Source organism: Pedococcus cremeus, from assembly GCF_900111375.1.
GTDB lineage: Bacteria > Actinomycetota > Actinomycetes > Actinomycetales > Dermatophilaceae > Pedococcus_A > Pedococcus_A cremeus.
The window spans coordinates 269,228-287,180 of record NZ_FOHB01000002.1; the positions used below are offsets into that span (position 1 = coordinate 269,228).

Below are 17,953 nucleotides of genomic sequence, written 5' to 3' on the forward strand. Positions count from 1 at the left end.
TGTGGGGGGAGGGGGCGTCAGTGGCCGTGCCCTCCGTGCCCTCCGTGCCCGCCATGCCCTCCGTGGCCGGCGCCGGCCGCCGTGCCGCGGGGGACCGCGACCAGTGCCAGGACGAACAGGGCGGCGAGGACGCCGGCCGCGGCGGTGAAGGCGCGGCCGTAGCCGTCGACGAGGCCGACCGTGCTGGTGAGGTCGCCGGCCACCGCGGTGAGTGCCGCGACGCCGAGCGCGGCGCCGATCTCGTGGCCGGTCATCATCAGCCCCGAGGCCAGGCCCGACTTCTCGGCCGGCACGTCGGCCATGGCCGCCACGGCGATCGCCACGAACATCGGACCGACTCCGGCGCCGACGACCAGCAGCCCCGGGAGCACATCGGCGGCATACGAGGTGCCGTGGGCGTTCGCCGCCAGCAGCAGCACGCCCGCTGCCATGACGACCAGCCCACCGAGGATGAGGTTCCGGGGACCCACCCTGCCGATGACCTTGGAGGCCGCGGCGGCGGCGACGGTGATCGCGGCGGCCAGCGGGAGGAACTCCAGGCCGGCCACGACCGGCGAGGCGCCGAGAACGGACTGCAGGTGCAGCGAGGTCAGGAAGATCGCGCCGACCACGATGCCGGTGACACCTGCCATGACGGCCGAGGCCGACACCAGCGAGCGGATCCGCCAGGTGGCCGGGGGCACGAGGGGGTCGGCGGCGCGCCGCTCCAACCGGGCGAACGCGGCCAGCAGCACGGCGGCGACGGCGAGGGCGACCCAGGTGCGGGGCCCGGTCCAGCCCGCCGAGCGGGTGGCCTCGATGCCGGACACCAGGGCCAGCAGGCCGCCGACGAGGGTCGCCGCGCCGGGCAGGTCGAGGCGCCGCGCGGCACGGGGCTGCGAGTGGCCGCGGGTGACGGCGCGAAGGGTGCCGACGACGACGGCGACGCCGATGGGCACGTTGATGAAGAAGACGGCCCGCCACCCGAGGGCGCTGGTCAGCGCCCCGCCGAAGAGCACACCGGCGGCGATGCCGAGGCTGCCGACGGTGCCCCACACGGCCAGGGCGGTCTGGCGCTGCTTCCCCGCGTAGGCGGTCATGATGATCGACAGCGCGGCCGGCGTGAGCAGCGCGGCACCGGCACCCTGGGCGGCCCGTGAGAGCACCAGCTCCAGAGGGGTCTGGGCCACGCCGCTGGTGAGCGACGCCGCGGTGAACAGCCCGACGCCGGCGAGGAAGGCGCCGCGCCGGTTGAGGAGGTCGGCCACCCGCCCACCGAGGAGCAGCAGACCGCCGGACAGCAGCACGTAGGCGCTGACCGTCCACTGGTACTCGCCGGGGGACAGGTGCAGCGACCGGCTGATCGACGGCAGGGCGACGTTCACCACGGAGACGTCGAGGATGACCATGAACTGGGCGGCGATCATCAGGGCGAAGACCGCCCAGGAGCGTCGCGGTTCGGGTGTGTGCCCGTCGGCGGCCGGGGTGTGGGGGGACGTCGGGTATGCCGTGTGGTGGCCGTGCGGGGGTGCCGGCGAGTCGGCGGCGGTGTGCGGTGACATGGCGCTCTCCTGTGGGAGTGGGACTCCCGTGTGGGGTGGAAAGGACTGGACGCCAGTCAGGTTCGCCCGCAGGGCAGGTCGCTCTCGCCGGTGATTTCGCCGGGTTCTCGAACCGCCGGTGCTCGGCGCCCCGGCGTGGCTACGATCGGGCGGGTGCTGGGAGGCCGGGACCCTGAACGCGCAGTGATCGCCGCAGCGCTCGAGGCTGCTCGCAACGGCCGCGGCGGTGCGCTCGTCGTGCGCGGCGTCGCCGGGTCGGGGAAGTCCACCCTGTTGGCCGAGGCCGTCGCCGACCTCCCTGACATGACCGTGCTGCGGACCTCTGGTGTGGAGTCGGAGTCGCCCTTGGCGTTCGCCGCCCTGCAACGGCTGCTGTGGCCCCTGCGGGCGCGCGTCGGCACCCTGCCGGCTCCCCAGCAGGCGGCGCTGCGTGCGGCCCTGGGTGAGGCGGAGGGTGAGGGTGACCGGTTCCTGGCCTTCCTCGGCACGTTGAGCCTGCTCGCCGACGCGGGCGAGGATTCGCCGGTGGTCGCGGTCGTCGACGACGCCCACTGGCTCGACGACGCGTCTGCGGCGGCGCTGCTCTTCGCCGCCCGCCGCCTGGAGGCCGAGCACGTCGTGCTCCTGTTCGCCGCGCGGGAGGGCGACGACCGTCGTTTCGACGCGCCGGACCTGCCCACGGTGCTGCTCGGTGGCGTGTCCGGACCGGATGCCGATGCCCTGCTGGCAGCGCGAGCCGACGCGTCGATCGACCCGGCGGTACGGGACCACCTGGTGGAGGCGACCGCCGGGAACCCCCTGGCCCTGGTCGAGCTGTCCTCGGCGTTGAGCGGGGACCAGCTCGCCGGCCGCGTGCCCCTGCCGACCCCGCTGCCGCTGACCGGCGGCGTGGAGCGTGCCTTCCTCGACCGCTACCGGCGGCTGCCCGACGACGCGCAGCGGTTGCTGCTGGTCGCGGCGGCCGACGACACCGGCCGCCTCACCGTCGTCCGCGACGCCGCCGACCGGCTCGAGGCGGGTGAGGAGGCGCTCGACGCGGCGGAACGGGCGGGGCTGCTGAGCGTGGACGGCGTCGTGGTCTCGCTCTACCACCCCCTGGTCCGCTCGGCCGTCTACCGGGCTGCCACGAGCGCCGGGCGGCGCGCGGCCCACCGTGCGCTGGCCGAGGCGCTGCACGACGACGCCGACCGGCGCGCCTGGCACCTGGCGGCCACCGCCGACCGGCCCGACGTGCACGTGGTGTCCGCGCTCGACGGTGTCGCCGAGCGGGCTGCCAGCCGTGGCGGGCACGAGGCAGCCGCAGCCGCCTGGTCGCGAGCGGCTGAGCTCACCGAGAGCGGAGAGGACCGCGGACGACGCCTCTACCTGGCCGCCTCGTCAGCCTGGCTTGGCGCGCACCCGTCGAGGGCCGTGGCGCTGGCAGGGGCTGCGGCGCCGCACGTGACCGAGCCGGTCCTGCGCGCCCGGCTGCTCACCCTGCAGGGCCAGATCGCGTGGAACACCCGCTCGCTCAACGACGGCTACGACCTCATCCTTCAGGCGGCGCAGGTGGCCGCCGAGGTCGACGAGGAGATGGCTCAGCAGCTGGCGATGCTGGCGGCGTCCCTGTCGGCGTTCGGCGCCCGGTCCCCCCGCCCGGTCGACCCGACCACCCTGGTCGGGCCGGGATCCGCGGACGCCGGCCCCCGCGCCCGTGCAGCAGACGCGCTGCGGCGCGGTTTCGTCGCGGTGTCAGACCGCGACTGGGCGACGGCCTCGGCCTCGTTCCATGAGGCGTTCGAGCTGACCGACGCGGACCCGGTCGACGACCACGTGCTCCAGCCGAACCTCGGTGTCGCCGCGTGGCTCGTGGACGACGACGAGCGCTGCCTGCGGCTGCACGAGGAACAGCTCACCGCCGCCCGGCGGTCGGGTGCGCTCACCATGGTCGAGCACGCCCTGACCCGCGGCGTCTACACGCAGGTCTCGACCGGCGCCTGGTCCACGGCGGCGGCCGCCGCTGCCGAGGCGCTGCCGCTGGCCTCGAGCACCGGCCACCTCGGCATGACCGCACTTCCCACGGTGGAGCTGGCCCTCGTGGAGGCCTTGCGGGGGGACGAGGGCGCGGACCTCCACCTGGACGAGGTCGCCGAGATCCGGGAGCGGCACCGGGTCGGGATCACCGACAGCATCGTCCTCGACCTCATGCAGTGGGCGCGTGCCCTGCGCGCCGCGGACCAGCCGGACACCGCGCTGCACCACCTGAACCAGGTGCAGGGTCCGTGGGTCCGACGGATGGCCGCTCCGGACCTCTTCGACGCCGCCGTCCGCAGCGGCCGGACCGACATCGCGCAGGAGTGGCTGGACGAGCTGACGGTCTTCGCGGCGGGGGTGGGGACCGCGGCCGCGACGGCTCTCGTCGAGCACGGGCGCGCCGTGGTCGCGGTGGGCAACGACGCCGAGGAGCACTTCCGGCGGGCGCTGGCCGCGCACGTCCACTCGCCACGCGTGCCCAACCGCGCCAGGACCGAGCTCGCGTTCGGGGAGTGGCTGCGTCGCGCTCGCCGCCGGGTCGACGCACGGGAGCACCTGCGCGCTGCGCTGGCAACCTTCGAGGAGCTCGGTGCCGCGCCGTTGGCGGAGCGCGCCGCCCAGGAGCTGCGGGCGTCGGGGGAGACGGCACGCCGACGCGACGTCTCCACCGCCACCGACCTGACCGCGCAGGAACGGCAGGTGGCCGCCCTGGTCCGACAGGGCCTGTCCAACAAGGATGCCGCCGCCCGGCTGTTCGTCAGCCCGCGCACCATCGACTTCCACCTGCGCAACGTCTTCAGCAAGCTCGGCGTCTCCTCGCGTGCCGAGCTCACCGCCCTCGCCCTGGAGCTCTGAGCCCCACCACGGTCGTGCCGCCGCACATCCCGGCGGTTTACCCGGCGTGAGCCGGTCCGCCGACTCCTAGCGTCCGTTGCAGACGCGCTCGGACGAAGGAGACACCATGGCCACCACCACTCCCGGAACCGCCACCCCTCTGCTTGCTACCGCGACCACCGCGACCACCGCGACCACCGCGGCGTGCGAGCCGGCGCAACCCTCGACGCGGCGACCGTGGCTCCTCCGGCGCTGGCCCACCGGCGTCGGCCTGGTCCTGGCCGTCGCCAGTGTCGCCGCCATGACGCTTCTGCCCGAGCCCGCCCGTCCCTGGGTCGGTGCGTGGTGGGTGCTGACCGCTGAGGTCGTCTACCTCAGCTGGGGCACCGCGCGGGGTGACCTCGGCGAGCGACGCTGGCTGACGGCAGAGACCGCCGGGGTGCTGGCCTTCGGTGCCGTGGCGCTAGCGGTCGTCGCCGTCGACCCGTCGTCCGCGGCCCACGTCATGGCGGCCGGCTGGCTGGCCCACGCGCTCTGGGACGTGGCCCACCACCGCGCCGACAAGGTCGTGCCCCGTTGGTATGCCGAGGCCTGCCTGGCCACCGACCTCACCGTGGCGGCCTCGCTCCTCACCATCGGCCTCGTCTGACCGCCGCCGTCACCCACCTCACCCAGCCCCACAGGAGAACCTGATGTCCACCAGCCCTCTCTTCCGCCGCGACCCGCTCGACCCACTCGACCCGTTCGACGTCGTCGTCATCGGCGCCGGGCAGGCCGGCCTCGCGCTCGGCCACCACCTGGCCCGCCGCGGCAGCAGCTTCGCCATAATCGAGGCCGGTCCGGAGGTCGGCCACTCCTGGCGGTCCCGCTGGGACTCGCTCCGGCTGTTCAGCCCGGCGCAGTACGACTCCCTGCCCGGCCTCGCGTTCCCGGCGCCCCCGGACACCCACCCCGGCAAGGACGACGTCGCCGACTACCTGGCCGCCTACGCCAACCACTTCGCCCTGCCCGTGATGGTGGACACGCCCGTGCTGCGCGTCCACCGCGAGGGGGACGGCGGGTTCGTGGTCACGACACCGAAGGGAACGCTGCGTGCCGCGCAGGTCGTGGTGGCAACCGGCCCCTTCCAGGTGCCCCGCATGCCCGAGGTCGCCACGCGGCTCGACGCGCAGGTCACCCAGCTGCACAGCGCCGACTACCGCAACCCCGGGCAGCTCCCCGCAGGCGGGCACGTGCTCGTCGTCGGCGCGGCCAACTCCGGGCTGCAGATCGCCGCCGAGCTCGCCTCGAGCCGCACCGTCACGGTGGCCGTCGGATCCCAGCCGACGGAGCTGCCGCAGCGGGTCGCCCGCCGAGACCTGTTCTTCTGGCTGTCGAAGACCGGCTTCTTCACCCTGCCGGCCCACAGCCGGGTCGCGCGGCGGCTGCGGTCCCGCGGCGACATCGTGATCGGAACGAGGTCCTCCGCGCTTCGTCGCCGCGGCATCGGCTTCCGTCCGCGGCTCACCGGCCTCGCGGGACGCACCGCCCGCTTCGCCGACGGCAGCACGCTGGACGTGGATGCCGTGCTCTGGGCCACCGGGTACCGGTCCGACTACTCGTGGCTGCACGTCCCGGGTGTCGTCGTCGACGGCGAGGTGCGCCACCAACGCGGCGTGACGGAGGTGCCTGGCCTCTACTTCATCGGCCTGCCGTGGCAGACCTGCCGCGGCTCGGCGCTGCTCGGCTTCGTGGGCAAGGACGCCGCCGAGCTCGACGAGGTGATGGCGGCCCGTGCGACCGGGACCGCCACCAACCCGACTGCGACCGCTGTCCGCAGCAACCGGGCTACGGTGGCCCGATGAGGCTCCTCGGGGTGCTGGGCGGGATGAGCTGGACGAGCACGGCGGAGTACTACCGCCTGCTCAACCAGGGTGTGGCTGCCCGGCTGGGCGGCCTGCACTCGGCGCGGCTGCTGCTGCACAGCGTCGACTTCGGCCCGGTCGCAGCGATGCAGCACGACGGCGACTGGCGGGGCACCGCAGCCGTGCTGGCCGAGGCCGCCCGCGGTCTCCAGCGCGGGGGAGCGGAGGGCCTGCTGCTCGCCACCAACACCATGCACAAGGTGGCCGACGAGGTGGAGGCCGCGAGCGGCATACCGTTGCTGCACATCGCCGACGCCACTGCGGCGCGGGTGCTCGCCGACGGGCGCGGCACCGTCGGGCTCCTGGCCACCGCCTTCACGATGGAGCAGGACTTCTACGTCGGCCGGCTGCGCGAGCACGGGCTCGACGTGCTCGTGCCCGACGAGGAGGAGCGCGCCGACGTGCACCGGATCATCTACGACGAGCTGTGCCTCGACGTCGTGCGCGACCAGTCGCGCGAGCGGTACCGCGAGGTGATGGCGAGCCTGGCGCAGCGCGGGGCCGAGGCGGTCATCCTCGGCTGCACCGAGATCGGGCTGCTCGTCGGTGACGGCGACTCACCGGTGCCGCTCTACGACACCACCGCCGTCCACGCCGAGCAGGCCGTCGACTGGATGCTGTCGGGCTGAGCCGAAGGGTGCCGGATGGCGCCCACGCCGCGGCGGGTGGCAGCCGTCCGGCACCCCTCGGTGGCTCAGCCGGCGTGCTTGGCCAAGCGCAGCCACGTGTCGACGACGGTGTCGGGGTTGAGCGACATCGACTCGATGCCCTCGTCGAGCAGCCACTCGGCGAGGTCGGGGTGGTCCGAGGGCCCCTGCCCGCAGATGCCGACGTACTTCCCCTGCTCGCGGCACGCCTTGATGGCCATCGAGAGCATCTTCTTCACCGCGGGGTCGCGCTCGTCGAACGAGCCGGCCACCAGCGAGGAGTCGCGGTCGAGTCCCAGCGTCAGCTGCGTCATGTCGTTGGAGCCGATCGAGAACCCGTCGAAGTGCTGGAGGAACTCGTCGGCGTTGACCGCGTTGGACGGCAGCTCGCACATCATGACGACCTGCAGGTCGTTCTCGCCGCGCCGCAGGCCGTGCTGCCCGAGCAGGTCGATGACGCCCTCGGCCTCGGCGACCGTGCGCACGAACGGGATCATCACCTTGACGTTGGTGAGCCCCATCTCGTCGCGCACGTGCCGAAGGGCCTCGCACTCCATGGCGAAGCACTCGGCGAAGTCGGCCGACAGGTACCGCGAGGCGCCGCGGTAGCCGAGCATCGGGTTCTCCTCGTGCGGCTCGTACCGCTCGCCACCCAGCAGCCCGGCATACTCGTTCGACTTGAAGTCCGACATCCGCACGATCACCGGCTCGGGCGCGAAGGCGGCCGCCAGCATGGCGACTCCCTCGCTGAGCCGCTGGACGAAGAAGTCGCGGGGAGAGTCGTAGGCGGTGATGAGCCGCTCGATCTCGGCCTTGACCGACGGCTCCTGGTCGTCGAGCTCCAGCAGTGCCCGGGGGTGGATGCCGATCTGGCGGTTGATGATGAACTCGAGCCGCGCAAGGCCGATTCCCTTGTTGGGCAGGCGGGAGAACTCGAACGCCTGCTCCGGGGTGCCGACGTTCATCATGATCTTGACTGGCACCTCGGGCATGTCCTCGAGCGAGGTCTCGGACACGGAGAAGTCGCGCTTGCCGTCGTAGACGAACCCGGTGTCGCCCTCGGCGCACGAGACGGTGACCTCCTGCCCCTCCTTCAGGTCCCTCGTGGCGCTGGCGGTGCCGACGACGGCCGGGATGCCGAGCTCGCGGGCGATGATGGCCGCGTGGCAGGTGCGCCCACCCCGGTTGGTGACGATGGCGCTGGCGCGCTTCATGATCGGCTCCCAGTCGGGGTCGGTCATGTCGGCGACGAGCACCTCACCGGGCTGGAACTCGTGCATGGCGTCGATCGAGGTCATCAGGCGCACCGCGCCGGCGCCGATCTTCTGGCCGATCGCGCGTCCCTCCGCGACGACCGGGCCGCGCTCGTTCATCCTGAACCGTTGCAGCGTGGACCCGCTCGCGCGTGACTTCACGGTCTCGGGGCGCGCCTGGAGGATGTAGAGCCTGCCGTCGACGCCGTCCCTGCCCCACTCGATGTCCATGGGGCGGCCGTAGTGCTCCTCGATCTTGAGGGCGTGCCGCGCGAGCTCGGTCACCTCGTTGTCGGTCAGGCTCAGCCGGACCTGCTCGGCCTCGTCGACCGGCACGAACTCGGTGGTGCGGCCCACGCTGGCGTCTTCGGTGTAGACCATCTTGGTCGCCTTGCTGCCCAGGCCGCGCTTGAGGATCGCGGGACGCCCCTCGCGCAGGGCGGGCTTGTAGACGTAGAACTCGTCGGGGTTCACCGCCCCCTGCACGACCGCCTCGCCGAGCCCGTAGCTGCTCGTGACGAACACCGCGTCCGGGAAACCGGACTCGGTGTCGATGGTGAACATGACACCGGAGGCGCCGATGTCGGAGCGCACCATCCGCTGGATCCCGGCCGAGAGCGCGACCAGCGAGTGGTCGAAGTTGCTGTGCACGCGGTAGGCGATCGCGCGGTCGTTGTAGAGCGACGCGAAGACCAGCTTGATGGCGTGCAGGATGTTGTCGATGCCGCGGATGTTGAGGAAGGTCTCCTGCTGGCCGGCGAACGAGGCGTCGGGGAGGTCCTCCGCCGTGGCACTCGAGCGCACCGCCCAGCTCACCTCCTCGCCGGCGTCGCCGACGAGCGTCTCGTATGCGGCGCGGATCTCCTCCTCGAGGTCGGCCGGGAAGGCCTGTGCCTCCACCGCGTCGCGGATCTCGTGGCCCACCTCGGCGAGGCGGCGCACGTCGTCGACGTCGAGGTCGGCCAGCATCGCGTTGATGCGGTCGGCCAGCCCGTCCTTCGCCAGGAAGCGCCGGTAGGCGTCGGCGGTGGTGGCGAACCCGTCCGGCACGGACACCCCGGCTGCGGAGAGGTGCTGGACCATCTCGCCGAGGGAGGCGTTCTTGCCCCCGACCGACTCGACGTCACCGAGTCCGAGGTCCTTGAACCACACGACGTTGGCGCTCATGGGCGTCCTTTCGTTCGCCGTCACTGCGTTGTGACGGTCACTGCGGGCTGTTACTGCACGTTGTTGAGGCGGGCGCTCTGCATGATGACAGCAGCCATCTCCTCCACCGACATCGAGGCCGAGTTGATGGAGGGGATGCGGTGCGAGCGGTACAGGCTCTCGGCCCGGCGAAGCTCGTAGGAGCACTGGGCGAGGGTGGCGTAGGCCGAGCCCGGTCGCCGCTCGCCGCGCACCTGGCTGAGCCGTGCCGGGGTGGAGAGGAGCCCGAAGCACTTGGACTGGTAGGGCCGCACCGGGCGGGGGAGCTCGGAGTGGTCGAAGTCCTCCTCCACCAGCGGGTAGTTGGCGACCTTGATGCCGTGCTGGAGCGCGAGGTACATCGACGTCGGGGTCTTCCCGCAGCGCGAGGGGGCGATGAGGATGAGCTCGGCCTGCTCGAGGTTGCGCAGGCTCTGGCCGTCGTCGTGCTCCATGGCGAAGTCGATCGCCTTCATCCGCGCCTCGTAGCGCCGCAGGTCACCCACACCGTGCAGCGCGCCGACGTGGTGGGCGGCGTTGACGTGCAGGATCCGCTCGATGGTGTCGAGGTGGGTGCCGAAGAGGTCGATGAAGGCGCACTCCGTCTTCTGCAGCTCGGAGCGGACGTCCTCATCGGCGACCGTGGAGAACACCAGCGGCGTGACGGCGTCCGTCTTGGTGGCGTCGAGCTGGGCGACGACCTCGCGGGCGCGCTCGGCCGTGGTGATGAAGGGGATCTTGCGGCGGAGGAAGGACACCGTCGGGAACTGCTGCAGCATCATGTTGCCGAGGGTCTCGGCCGAGATGCCGGTGCCGCCCGCGAGGAAGAACACCGGCGTGGGGTGCGGGGTGGCCGGTGCTGTCGCGTCGGTCATGGGGTGCACCCTAGGCGGTCAGCACGACCAGCTCCCGGGTGGTCCGCGTCATGGCCACGTAGTGGTCGACGGCCCCCTCGATGCCCTCACCGAAGGACTGCGGGTCGACGAGCACGACCAGGTCGAACTCGAGGCCCTTGGCCAGCTCCGGTGTCAGCGAGCGCACCCGGGGCCGCGCCCGCACCGCCTCAGCCACGACGTCACCGAGTCCGCCGCCGCCGTGACCGGCAGCGATCACGCAGGCGGTGCCCTCCGCGTGCGCGTCGAGCCACGTGTCGAGCACCGACCCGAGCTGGGAGATGCTGCCGTGGACGACCGGGACCCCGGTGCTGCGGACGGAGGTCGGCACGTTGGCGTCCGGCAGCACGGCGCGGATGACCGGCTCCGCCTCCGCCATGACCTCCGCGGGGGTGCGGTAGTTGACGCTGAGCGAGGCCAGGGTGGCCCGGTCAAGCCCCACGCGTGTCAGCCGTTCCTCCCACGACTCGACGAAGCCGTGCCGGGCCTGGGCGCGGTCACCGACGACCGTGAAGCTGCGCGAGGGACAGCGGAGCTGCAGCATCTGCCACTCGGCGTCGGTGAGCTCCTGCGCCTCGTCGACCACGACGTGGGCGAACGGCCCGGCCAGGAGGTCGGGGTCGGCGGCGGGTGAGGCCGCCTCGTCGACCAGGGCCCCGCGCAGGTCGGCGCCACGCAGCATCGACATCACGTGCATCTCCGAGTCGTCCGTGGCGATGAGGTGGTCGACGACCCGGTCCATCTCCTCCCGCTCGGCGGCCAGCGCCGCCTCCCGGCGCCGTCGACGTCGCGACGTCTCCGGGTCGCCGAGCCGCTGGCGCGCCAGGTCCAGCAGCGGCAGGTCGGACACCGTCCAGCCCTGTGCGTCCTCCCGCTGCAGGGCCCGGACCTCGTGGCGGCCCAGCCACGGCGCGCACAGGCGCAGGAAGGCCGGCACCGACCAGAGGTCGCCGACCAGGTCCGCCGCGTCGATGAGGGGCCACGCCCGGTTGAACGCGGCGACCAGCTCCTCGTCCTGCCGCAGCGACTTCCGCAGCTGGTCGGCAGGGACGTCGTCGTCGTGCTGGTCCGTGACGATGGCCACCAGCTCCTCCCAGACGTCGTCACGCGCCTCGTTGTGCGGCGTGCCGAGGCTCGGGGCGTCGAAGGCGGTCGCCCAGTCCTCAGGGCCCAGCCACACGTCGGTCCACGGGGTGCTGACCGTGACCCCCGCCGTGGGCGCCTCCTCGTAGAACCTGACGGCGGTCTCGATCGCGGTCGCCCACCCCGCCGACGACTTCAGCCGGGCCACGTGCGGGTCGCGCTCCGGTGCCGCCGTGGCGCCCTCCGGGACGAGGTCGCGCACGGTGCACGTCTGCACGCCCTCCTCGCCGAGGCTGGGCAGCACGTCCGAGACGTAGGCGAGGTAGGGCTCGTGCGGGCCGACGACGAGCACGTCGCCCCGGTGGTGGCCGAGCCGCGGGTCGGCATAGAGCAGGTATGCCGCGCGGTGCAGCGCGACCACCGTCTTGCCCGTGCCGGGCCCGCCGTCGACGACGAGGGCGCCACGCGACCCGGCCCGGATGATGGCGTCCTGGTCGGCGGCGATGGTCGCCAGCACGTCGCGCATCCGGTCCGACCGGTTGCTGCCGAGGCTCGCGATGAAGGCCGACTGGTCGTCGAGGGCGGCGTGCCCCTCCAGGCCCTCCGGCGTGAAGACCTCGTCCCAGTAGTCGGTGACCCGGCCACCGGTCCAGCGGTAGCGGCGCCGGCTGGCCAGGCCCATCGGGTTGGCGTGGGTGGCGGCGAAGAACGGCTCGGCCGCGGGGGAGCGCCAGTCCAGCAGCAGCCGGCGGCCGGTGCTGTCGGTGAGGCCGAGCCGCCCGACATACACCGGGTCGGCATCCTCCGTGCCCACCATGCGCCCCAGGCACAGGTCGATCCCGAAGCGGCGCAACAGGCGCAGCCGCGCGCCGAGGCGGTGCACGTCGAGGTCGCGCTCGAGCGCCTCCTGGCCCGGACGGGTGGGCATCCTGCGCGCGGTGTCCAGCCGAGCGGTCAGGTCTGCGACGGTCTCCTCCAGGCACGCGGCGACAGCAGCGAGGTGCTGCTCGTCCACGGCGATGAGGTCGGGGTCGGCCTTGGGGGAGAGGTGGTCAGGGAGGTCGAACGCACTGGTCGTCAGCGGGGTCACGCCATCAGCTCCGATCTGGTCTCGGCCGGTGATTCTGCGGCACCACCGGGGCCTTGCCGCAAGACCCCCACTGCGCTATACCTTGGAAACGGAAGGGACCGCTGTGCGGACCTTCCTTTTTTCTGCCCTTCCCCTTCTCTGCCGCCCGAGTCGATCAGGAATCGAGAAGCGACAGGGGTGCTCGCGGCCCTAGCGTTCAACCAGGAGGTCGGCAGGGTGCCGGCCCGACGAACGAGAGGCGAGCAGCATGAGCACCAAGAGCACCACGGCGACCGACGGGTTCAGCGCGGCCGAGCGGGCCGCCATGAAGGAGCGCGCGGCCGAGCTGCGCGCGGAGGGGAAGAAGGGCGCCAAGAGGGCTGACGGGATCGACGCCGTGCTCGAGGCGATCGCGAAGATGGCACCGGACGACCGCGCACTGGCCGAGCGCGTCCACGCGACGGTGACCGCGACGGCGCCCCAGCTCGACCCCAAGACCTGGTACGGCATGCCCGCGTACGCCAACGAGGCCGGCAAGGTCGTCGTGTTCTTCCAGGACTCCGGCAAGTTCAGCTACCGCTACTCGACCCTGGGCTTCCAGGACCAGGCCAACCTCGACGACGGCGACATCTGGCCCGTGTCGTACGCGCTCACCGGCTGGAGCCCCGAGGTCGAGAAGAAGGTCGTCGAGCTGGTGCGGGCCGCCCTCTCCTGACCGCGGGTCAGCTCTCGCGGACGACGTCTCGGGCGGACTTGTCGGGCCGCAGGTCGCGCCACGCCGGGTGGCGCAGCCGGCCGTCGCGGGTCCACTCGGCGAAGCGGACCTCGCCGACCACCTCGGGGGAGACCCAGTGCGCCTGTCGCGCGTCCGCGGCCGGGACGGTTCCCGTGAACGGAGTCGTGCCCACCTCCAAGGGGGCGAGCAGGCGGTGCAGCTCCCGCAGGGAGGACTGGGTGAACCCCGTGCCGACCTTGCCGGCATACCGCAGCCCGTCGTCACTCGGTATGCCGAGCAGCAGGGAACCGATGCTGCCCTCCCTGCGGCCCTCCCCGGGCTTCCACCCGCCCACGACGACCTCCTGGGTCCGGAGGTTCTTGACCTTCACCCAGGTGTCGGCGCGTCGTCCCGGGCGGTAGACCGAGTCGAGCCGTTTGGCCACCACGCCCTCGAGCCCCTGCTCCGTCGAGGCCGCCAGCACCGACGGCCCGTCGCCGAACCAGGCGGGCGGCGTGCGCCACGACGGCCCGTTGAGGTCCAGCGAGTCGAGCAGCTCACGACGCCGGCGGTAGGGGAGGTCGAGGGTCGACCGGCCGTCGAGGTGCAGCAGGTCGAAGACGAGGAAGGTGACCGGCACCGAGCCCATCAGCCGGCGGACCCGGGCCTCTCCCTGCACGTGCATGCGAGCCTGCAGCCGCTCGAAGCTCGGCCGACCGGACTCGTCCAGCGCCACGAGCTCCCCGTCCATCACGGCCTGCGTCGCCCCCATCGCCTCCGCCATGGCGCGCAGCTCGGGATAGCTAGCCGTGATGTCGATATCGTTGCGGGACACGGCCCGCGGGCGACCGCCGTCGACGAAGACGACGGCACGGACGCCGTCCCACTTCATCTCGAACCCCCACTGGTCATCATCCGGCGGCAGGGAGTCCCGCAACGTGGCCATCATCGGCGCGACACGGTCGGGCAGCGGCTGCCAGCCCGTCGGGGGTGGGCTCACGCGGTGCATCATCCAGGCACGGTCGCCGGTCCTGAACAGCACGTACCGGCCCTCGACGCGCGACCCGTGCAGGACGACCTTGACCTCGTGGTCGTCCCACTTCTCGGTCTCGTACGTCCCGCGGTCCCAGAGGACCACTCGCCCGCCGCCGTACTCGCCCTCGGCGATGTCTCCCTCGAAGTCGGCGTACTCGACGGGGTGGTCCTCGGTCGGCACGGCCAACCGGTTGGAGTGGGGGTCGAGCGGGAGCCCCTTCGGCACCGCCCAGGAGACGAGCACCCCGTCGCGCTCGAGGCGGAAGTCCCAGTGCAGCGCGCTGGCGTGGTGCTCCTGCACGACGAAGACGTCGTTCTTCCCGTGTGGCAGGGGCCCGGGCGGCGGCACCGGCTCGCGGGTGCGCGCCGCGTCCCGCTTGCTGCGGTAGCGGTCCAGCGGGTGCTCGGGCATGAGCCATGCATACCGCCAGCCAGGACCTGGCGCCTCCGTAGGACGTTCTCCGGTCACGGCTGCTCCCGCGCACTACCGTGGGGATGTGCGGGGTGACCGGGTGGAGATCGTCATCGATGCGGGCGGCGAGGTCCGGACCTACGAGGTGGTGGCGACCCGCAACGGGCGGCGTGTGGAGATCAACACCGGCCGAGGGATCGTCGAGGTCACGGAGGTGACCCGCGGTGGGACGCCGGTGCGCTCCGCTCGCTTCATGGCCAGCCGCATCCTGGCCCTCGTGGAGCACCCGGCCACCGACCGGCCGGTGGGCCAGGAGGTCATGGAGCCCTGAGAGCTAGGGTGCGGTCATGGCGACCACCGACAGCCTCACGACCCCTGCCACGCTGCCCCACACCGCCGGTGAGCAGGCGGCGCAGGCACAGAGTCTCGGCGGCCCCGACCGGGTGCTGTCCGAGGCCGAGGTCGTCGAGTTCGTGCAGACCTGCATCTCGGGCCACGACCTCGACGGTCGCAGCGTCTGCCTCGTCGTGCCCGACGGCACGCGCACCTGTCCGCTCCCGCTGCTGCTCAAGGCGATCCACGGTTCCCTGGTCGGGCGGGTCACCCGGCTGACCGTGCTGGTCGCGCTGGGCACCCACGCCGCGATGGACGACGCCGCGCTGGCGCGACACGTCGGCTGCCCCGAGGGCGGGCTGGACGCGGCATACCCAGGCATGGCCGTGGTCAACCACGAGTGGTGGGACCCGGACGCGCTGGTCTCCCTCGGCACGATCCCCGCCTCGCGCATCGAGGAGCTGTCGGAGGGCCGGCTGAACGAGGCCGTGGACGTCCGGCTCAACCGGCACGTGGTCGAGCACGACGTCGCGCTCGTCGTCGGGCCGGTGTTCCCGCACGAGGTCGTCGGCTTCTCCGGGGGCAACAAGTACTTCTTCCCCGGTGTGGCCGGCCAGGAGGTCATCGACCTCTCCCACTGGCTCGGGGCCCTCATCACCAGCGCGGAGATCATCGGCACCCGCGGCATCACGCCGGTGCGCGCGCTCATCAACGAGGCGGCGTCGATGATCCCGAGCGAGCGGCTGGCCCTGTGCCTGGTGGTGCGGTCGGGCAGCAGCGACCTGCACGCCCTGGCGTTCGGCACGCCCGAGGCGGCCTGGGCTGCCGCGGCCGACGTCTCGGCACAGACGCACGTGCGCTACCTCGATGCGCCGGTGCGCCGGGTGCTGTCGATCATGCCCGAGAAGTACGAGGACATCTGGACCGCCGCCAAGGGGTTCTACAAGCTCGAGCCGGTGGTGGCCGACGGCGGCGAGGTCATCCTCTACGCGCCCCACGTCACGCAGATCGCCGCGATGCACCCGGAGATCAACGAGGTCGGCTACCACGTGCGCGACTACTTCGTGAAGCAGTGGGACCGCTTCAAGGACGTGCACTGGGGCGTGCTCGCCCACTCGACGCACCTGCGCGGCGCCGGCACCTGGGACGAGGTCGAGGGTGAGCGCCCTCGGGTGACGGTGACCCTGGCGACGGGAATCCCGGGGGACGTCGTGCGCGCCGCGAACCTGCACTACCTCGATCCGCGGGAGGTCGACGTCGCCGCGTTCGAGGAAGACCCCGACACCCTCGTCGTGCCACAGGCCGGCGAGGTCCTGTTCCGGCTCCGCTGAGCCGGCCACGACAGGACGACAGGACGACCGGGCGACCGGCGAGGGGGCGACAGGGCGACCGGCGAGGGGGCGACAGGGCGGGCGGTGGTGCGACCCGACGACCCGCGGCGGACAATGGTCACTCGACCAGTCGAGGACAGCTGAGGTGACGCGCATGCAGGTGGACGTCGAGTTCGGGGCGGACCAACGGCTCGTCGACGCCGTGACGGAGCAGCTGCAGGGGGCCGGCCGGCTCGGCGTGGCCTTCTCCGGCGGGGTCGACTCCTCCACCCTCCTCGCACTTGCCGTACGGGCGCTGGGGTCTGACCGGGTCGTCGCGGTGCTCGGCGTCTCGCCCAGCCTGGCCGCGACCGAGCGGACCGCCGCACACGCGGTCGCCTCGTTCATCGGCGCGCCCGTCGTGGAGGTGCAGACCCACGAGGGTGACCGCGCGGCATACCGGGCCAACGGCCCCGACCGGTGCTTCCACTGCAAGACCGAGCTGTTCGCCCGGATCGACGACGAGGTCGTCGCCGCGCACCGGCTCGACGCCGTCGCCTACGGCGAGAACGCCGACGACGTGTTGCGACCTGACCGGCCCGGCTCTCGGGCCGCCACCGACTTCCTGGTGCTGTGCCCCTTGGCCGAGGCAGGGCTCGACAAGGCGGCGGTGCGGCGGGTCGCGCGGGCGCTGGAGCTGCCTTGTGCCGACAAGCCCGCGGCGCCCTGCCTGGCCTCCCGCATCCCACACTTCGAGGAGGTCACCCCGGAGAAGCTGGCGCAGGTCGAGGCGGCCGAGCAGGCGCTCCACGCCTTGGGATTCGCCGACTGCCGGGTCCGCCACCACGGTGACGTCGCCCGCGTCGAGCTGACTGCGGACGACCTGGTGCGTGCCGTCGGCCCGGAGCTGCGCGAGCGGGTGCAGCAGGCCGTGCGGGCGGCGGGGTTCCGCTTCGTCGCCGTCGACCTCGCCGGGCTCCAGTCCGGCGCCTTCACCCTCCCGCTGGTGGCGGTCGGCCGTGGCTGACGGCGCCTGGGAGCCGGGGGAGGCGTTGCGCGGCATCGCCGAGCTCGACCTCGAGCGGGGACACCGGCGCGGTTACCCCGAGGCCGTCTACTGCGAGGGCAAGACGCCCGAGCAGGTCGGTGTCATCGCGGCCGCCGTCGGGGATCGCGGCGTGCGCACCCTGTTCACGCGGGCCACGTCGGCGCACGCCAAGGCCGTGCTGGCCGCCCTCCCCGACGCCGAGTATGCCGCGACGGCTCGCCTTCTCGCGTGGCCGGCAGAGCCGCCGGAGCCCACCGGTGGCACGGTGCTCGTCCTGGCCGCCGGCACATCCGACCTGCCGGTGGCCGAGGAGGCGCTGCTGACCGCGCGCCACCTCGGGCGCCGAGCCGAGCTGGTCGTCGACGTCGGCGTGGCAGGGCTGCACCGGGTGCTCGGACGGCTCGAGCAGCTGCGCGCCGCGCGGGCCATCATCGTCGCGGCCGGCATGGACGGTGCCCTGCCGAGCGTGGTGGCGGGCCTGGTGTCGGCGCCGGTGGTGGCCGTGCCCACCTCGGTCGGCTACGGCGCCGCCTTCGAGGGGCTCGCGCCGCTGCTGACGATGCTCAACAGCTGCGCGCCCGGGGTCGCCGTCGTCAACATCGACAACGGCTACGGAGCCGGGCACATGGCCGCGCAGATCGCTGCGCCCGCCACGTCGCCGTGACGCCAGGGCTACGG

General features: G+C 72.8%; 14 protein-coding genes. 9 read left to right on the plus strand and 5 right to left on the minus strand.

The features are described from left to right. Positions 1-17 precede the first annotated feature (17 nt). Entirely contained in the window at positions 18-1,541 is a 1,524-nt protein-coding gene (locus tag BMW78_RS04870; protein ID WP_091756985.1) for an MFS transporter, read from the minus strand. Between the two features lie 153 nt (positions 1,542-1,694). On the opposite strand from BMW78_RS04870, the gene BMW78_RS04875 reads away from it, so the two are divergent. The 4 genes from BMW78_RS04875 to BMW78_RS04890 all read left to right on the plus strand — a co-directional run bounded on the left by BMW78_RS04875 (position 1,695) and on the right by BMW78_RS04890 (position 6,921). Beyond that, positions 1,695-4,409, plus strand: a complete 2,715-nt coding sequence (locus BMW78_RS04875; RefSeq protein ID WP_143056149.1) for an AAA family ATPase — start codon at positions 1,695-1,697, stop codon at positions 4,407-4,409. A gap of 106 nt (positions 4,410-4,515) precedes the next feature. Continuing rightward, a complete protein-coding gene (locus BMW78_RS04880) occupies positions 4,516-5,037 on the plus strand; it encodes a DUF6010 family protein (RefSeq protein ID WP_091756988.1) in 522 nt (173 codons plus the stop codon). Between the two features lie 43 nt (positions 5,038-5,080). Further along, complete coding sequence (locus BMW78_RS04885) at positions 5,081-6,232, plus strand: flavin-containing monooxygenase (protein ID WP_091756990.1); 1,152 nt, start codon at positions 5,081-5,083, stop codon at positions 6,230-6,232. Further along, positions 6,229-6,921 (plus strand): aspartate/glutamate racemase family protein, encoded by a 693-nt coding sequence (locus BMW78_RS04890; RefSeq protein ID WP_091756991.1) that lies wholly within the window; start codon positions 6,229-6,231, stop codon positions 6,919-6,921. The genes BMW78_RS04885 and BMW78_RS04890 overlap by 4 nt, the downstream gene beginning before the upstream one ends. Positions 6,922-6,986: 65 nt before the next feature. Here BMW78_RS04890 and ppsA read toward each other — a convergent pair whose 3' ends face one another. Genes ppsA through helR form a run of 3 tightly spaced genes read right to left on the minus strand, consistent with a single transcriptional unit; the run spans position 6,987 to position 12,443 of the window. Continuing rightward, positions 6,987-9,359, minus strand: coding sequence for a phosphoenolpyruvate synthase (ppsA, locus tag BMW78_RS04895; RefSeq protein ID WP_091756992.1), 2,373 nt, complete (start codon positions 9,357-9,359; stop codon positions 6,987-6,989). Positions 9,360-9,409: 50 nt separating this feature from the next. Continuing rightward, positions 9,410-10,252, minus strand: coding sequence for a pyruvate, water dikinase regulatory protein (locus BMW78_RS04900; RefSeq protein ID WP_091756994.1), 843 nt, complete (start codon positions 10,250-10,252; stop codon positions 9,410-9,412). Between the two features lie 10 nt (positions 10,253-10,262). Further along, the gene (helR, locus tag BMW78_RS04905) at positions 10,263-12,443 is read right to left on the minus strand and encodes an RNA polymerase recycling motor ATPase HelR (protein ID WP_091756996.1); all 2,181 of its coding nucleotides are present in this window, start codon (positions 12,441-12,443) and stop codon (positions 10,263-10,265) included. Positions 12,444-12,690: 247 nt separating this feature from the next. Here helR and BMW78_RS04910 point away from each other — a divergent pair, with 247 nt between their 5' ends. Next, positions 12,691-13,137, plus strand: coding sequence for an iron chaperone (locus tag BMW78_RS04910; RefSeq protein WP_091756998.1), 447 nt, complete (start codon positions 12,691-12,693; stop codon positions 13,135-13,137). A gap of 7 nt (positions 13,138-13,144) precedes the next feature. Here the strand turns inward: BMW78_RS04910 and ligD are convergent, their stop codons facing one another. Then, a complete protein-coding gene (ligD, locus tag BMW78_RS04915) occupies positions 13,145-14,584 on the minus strand; it encodes a non-homologous end-joining DNA ligase (RefSeq protein ID WP_091757000.1) in 1,440 nt (479 codons plus the stop codon). Positions 14,585-14,669: 85 nt separating this feature from the next. Between ligD and BMW78_RS04920 the strand changes: the two genes are divergently transcribed. From BMW78_RS04920 to larB, 4 genes are all read left to right on the plus strand, one after another. Continuing rightward, entirely contained in the window at positions 14,670-14,915 is a 246-nt protein-coding gene (locus BMW78_RS04920; RefSeq protein WP_091757002.1) for a hypothetical protein, read from the plus strand. Between the two features lie 16 nt (positions 14,916-14,931). Continuing rightward, positions 14,932-16,248, plus strand: coding sequence for a lactate racemase domain-containing protein (locus tag BMW78_RS04925; protein ID WP_091757004.1), 1,317 nt, complete (start codon positions 14,932-14,934; stop codon positions 16,246-16,248). 154 nt (positions 16,249-16,402) lie between these two features. After that, positions 16,403-17,254 (plus strand): ATP-dependent sacrificial sulfur transferase LarE, encoded by an 852-nt coding sequence (gene larE / locus BMW78_RS04930; protein ID WP_091757404.1) that lies wholly within the window; start codon positions 16,403-16,405, stop codon positions 17,252-17,254. Beyond that, a complete protein-coding gene (larB, locus tag BMW78_RS04935) occupies positions 17,247-17,939 on the plus strand; it encodes a nickel pincer cofactor biosynthesis protein LarB (protein WP_091757006.1) in 693 nt (230 codons plus the stop codon). Before larE ends, larB begins: the two co-directional genes overlap by 8 nt. Positions 17,940-17,953: the final 14 nt, after the last annotated feature.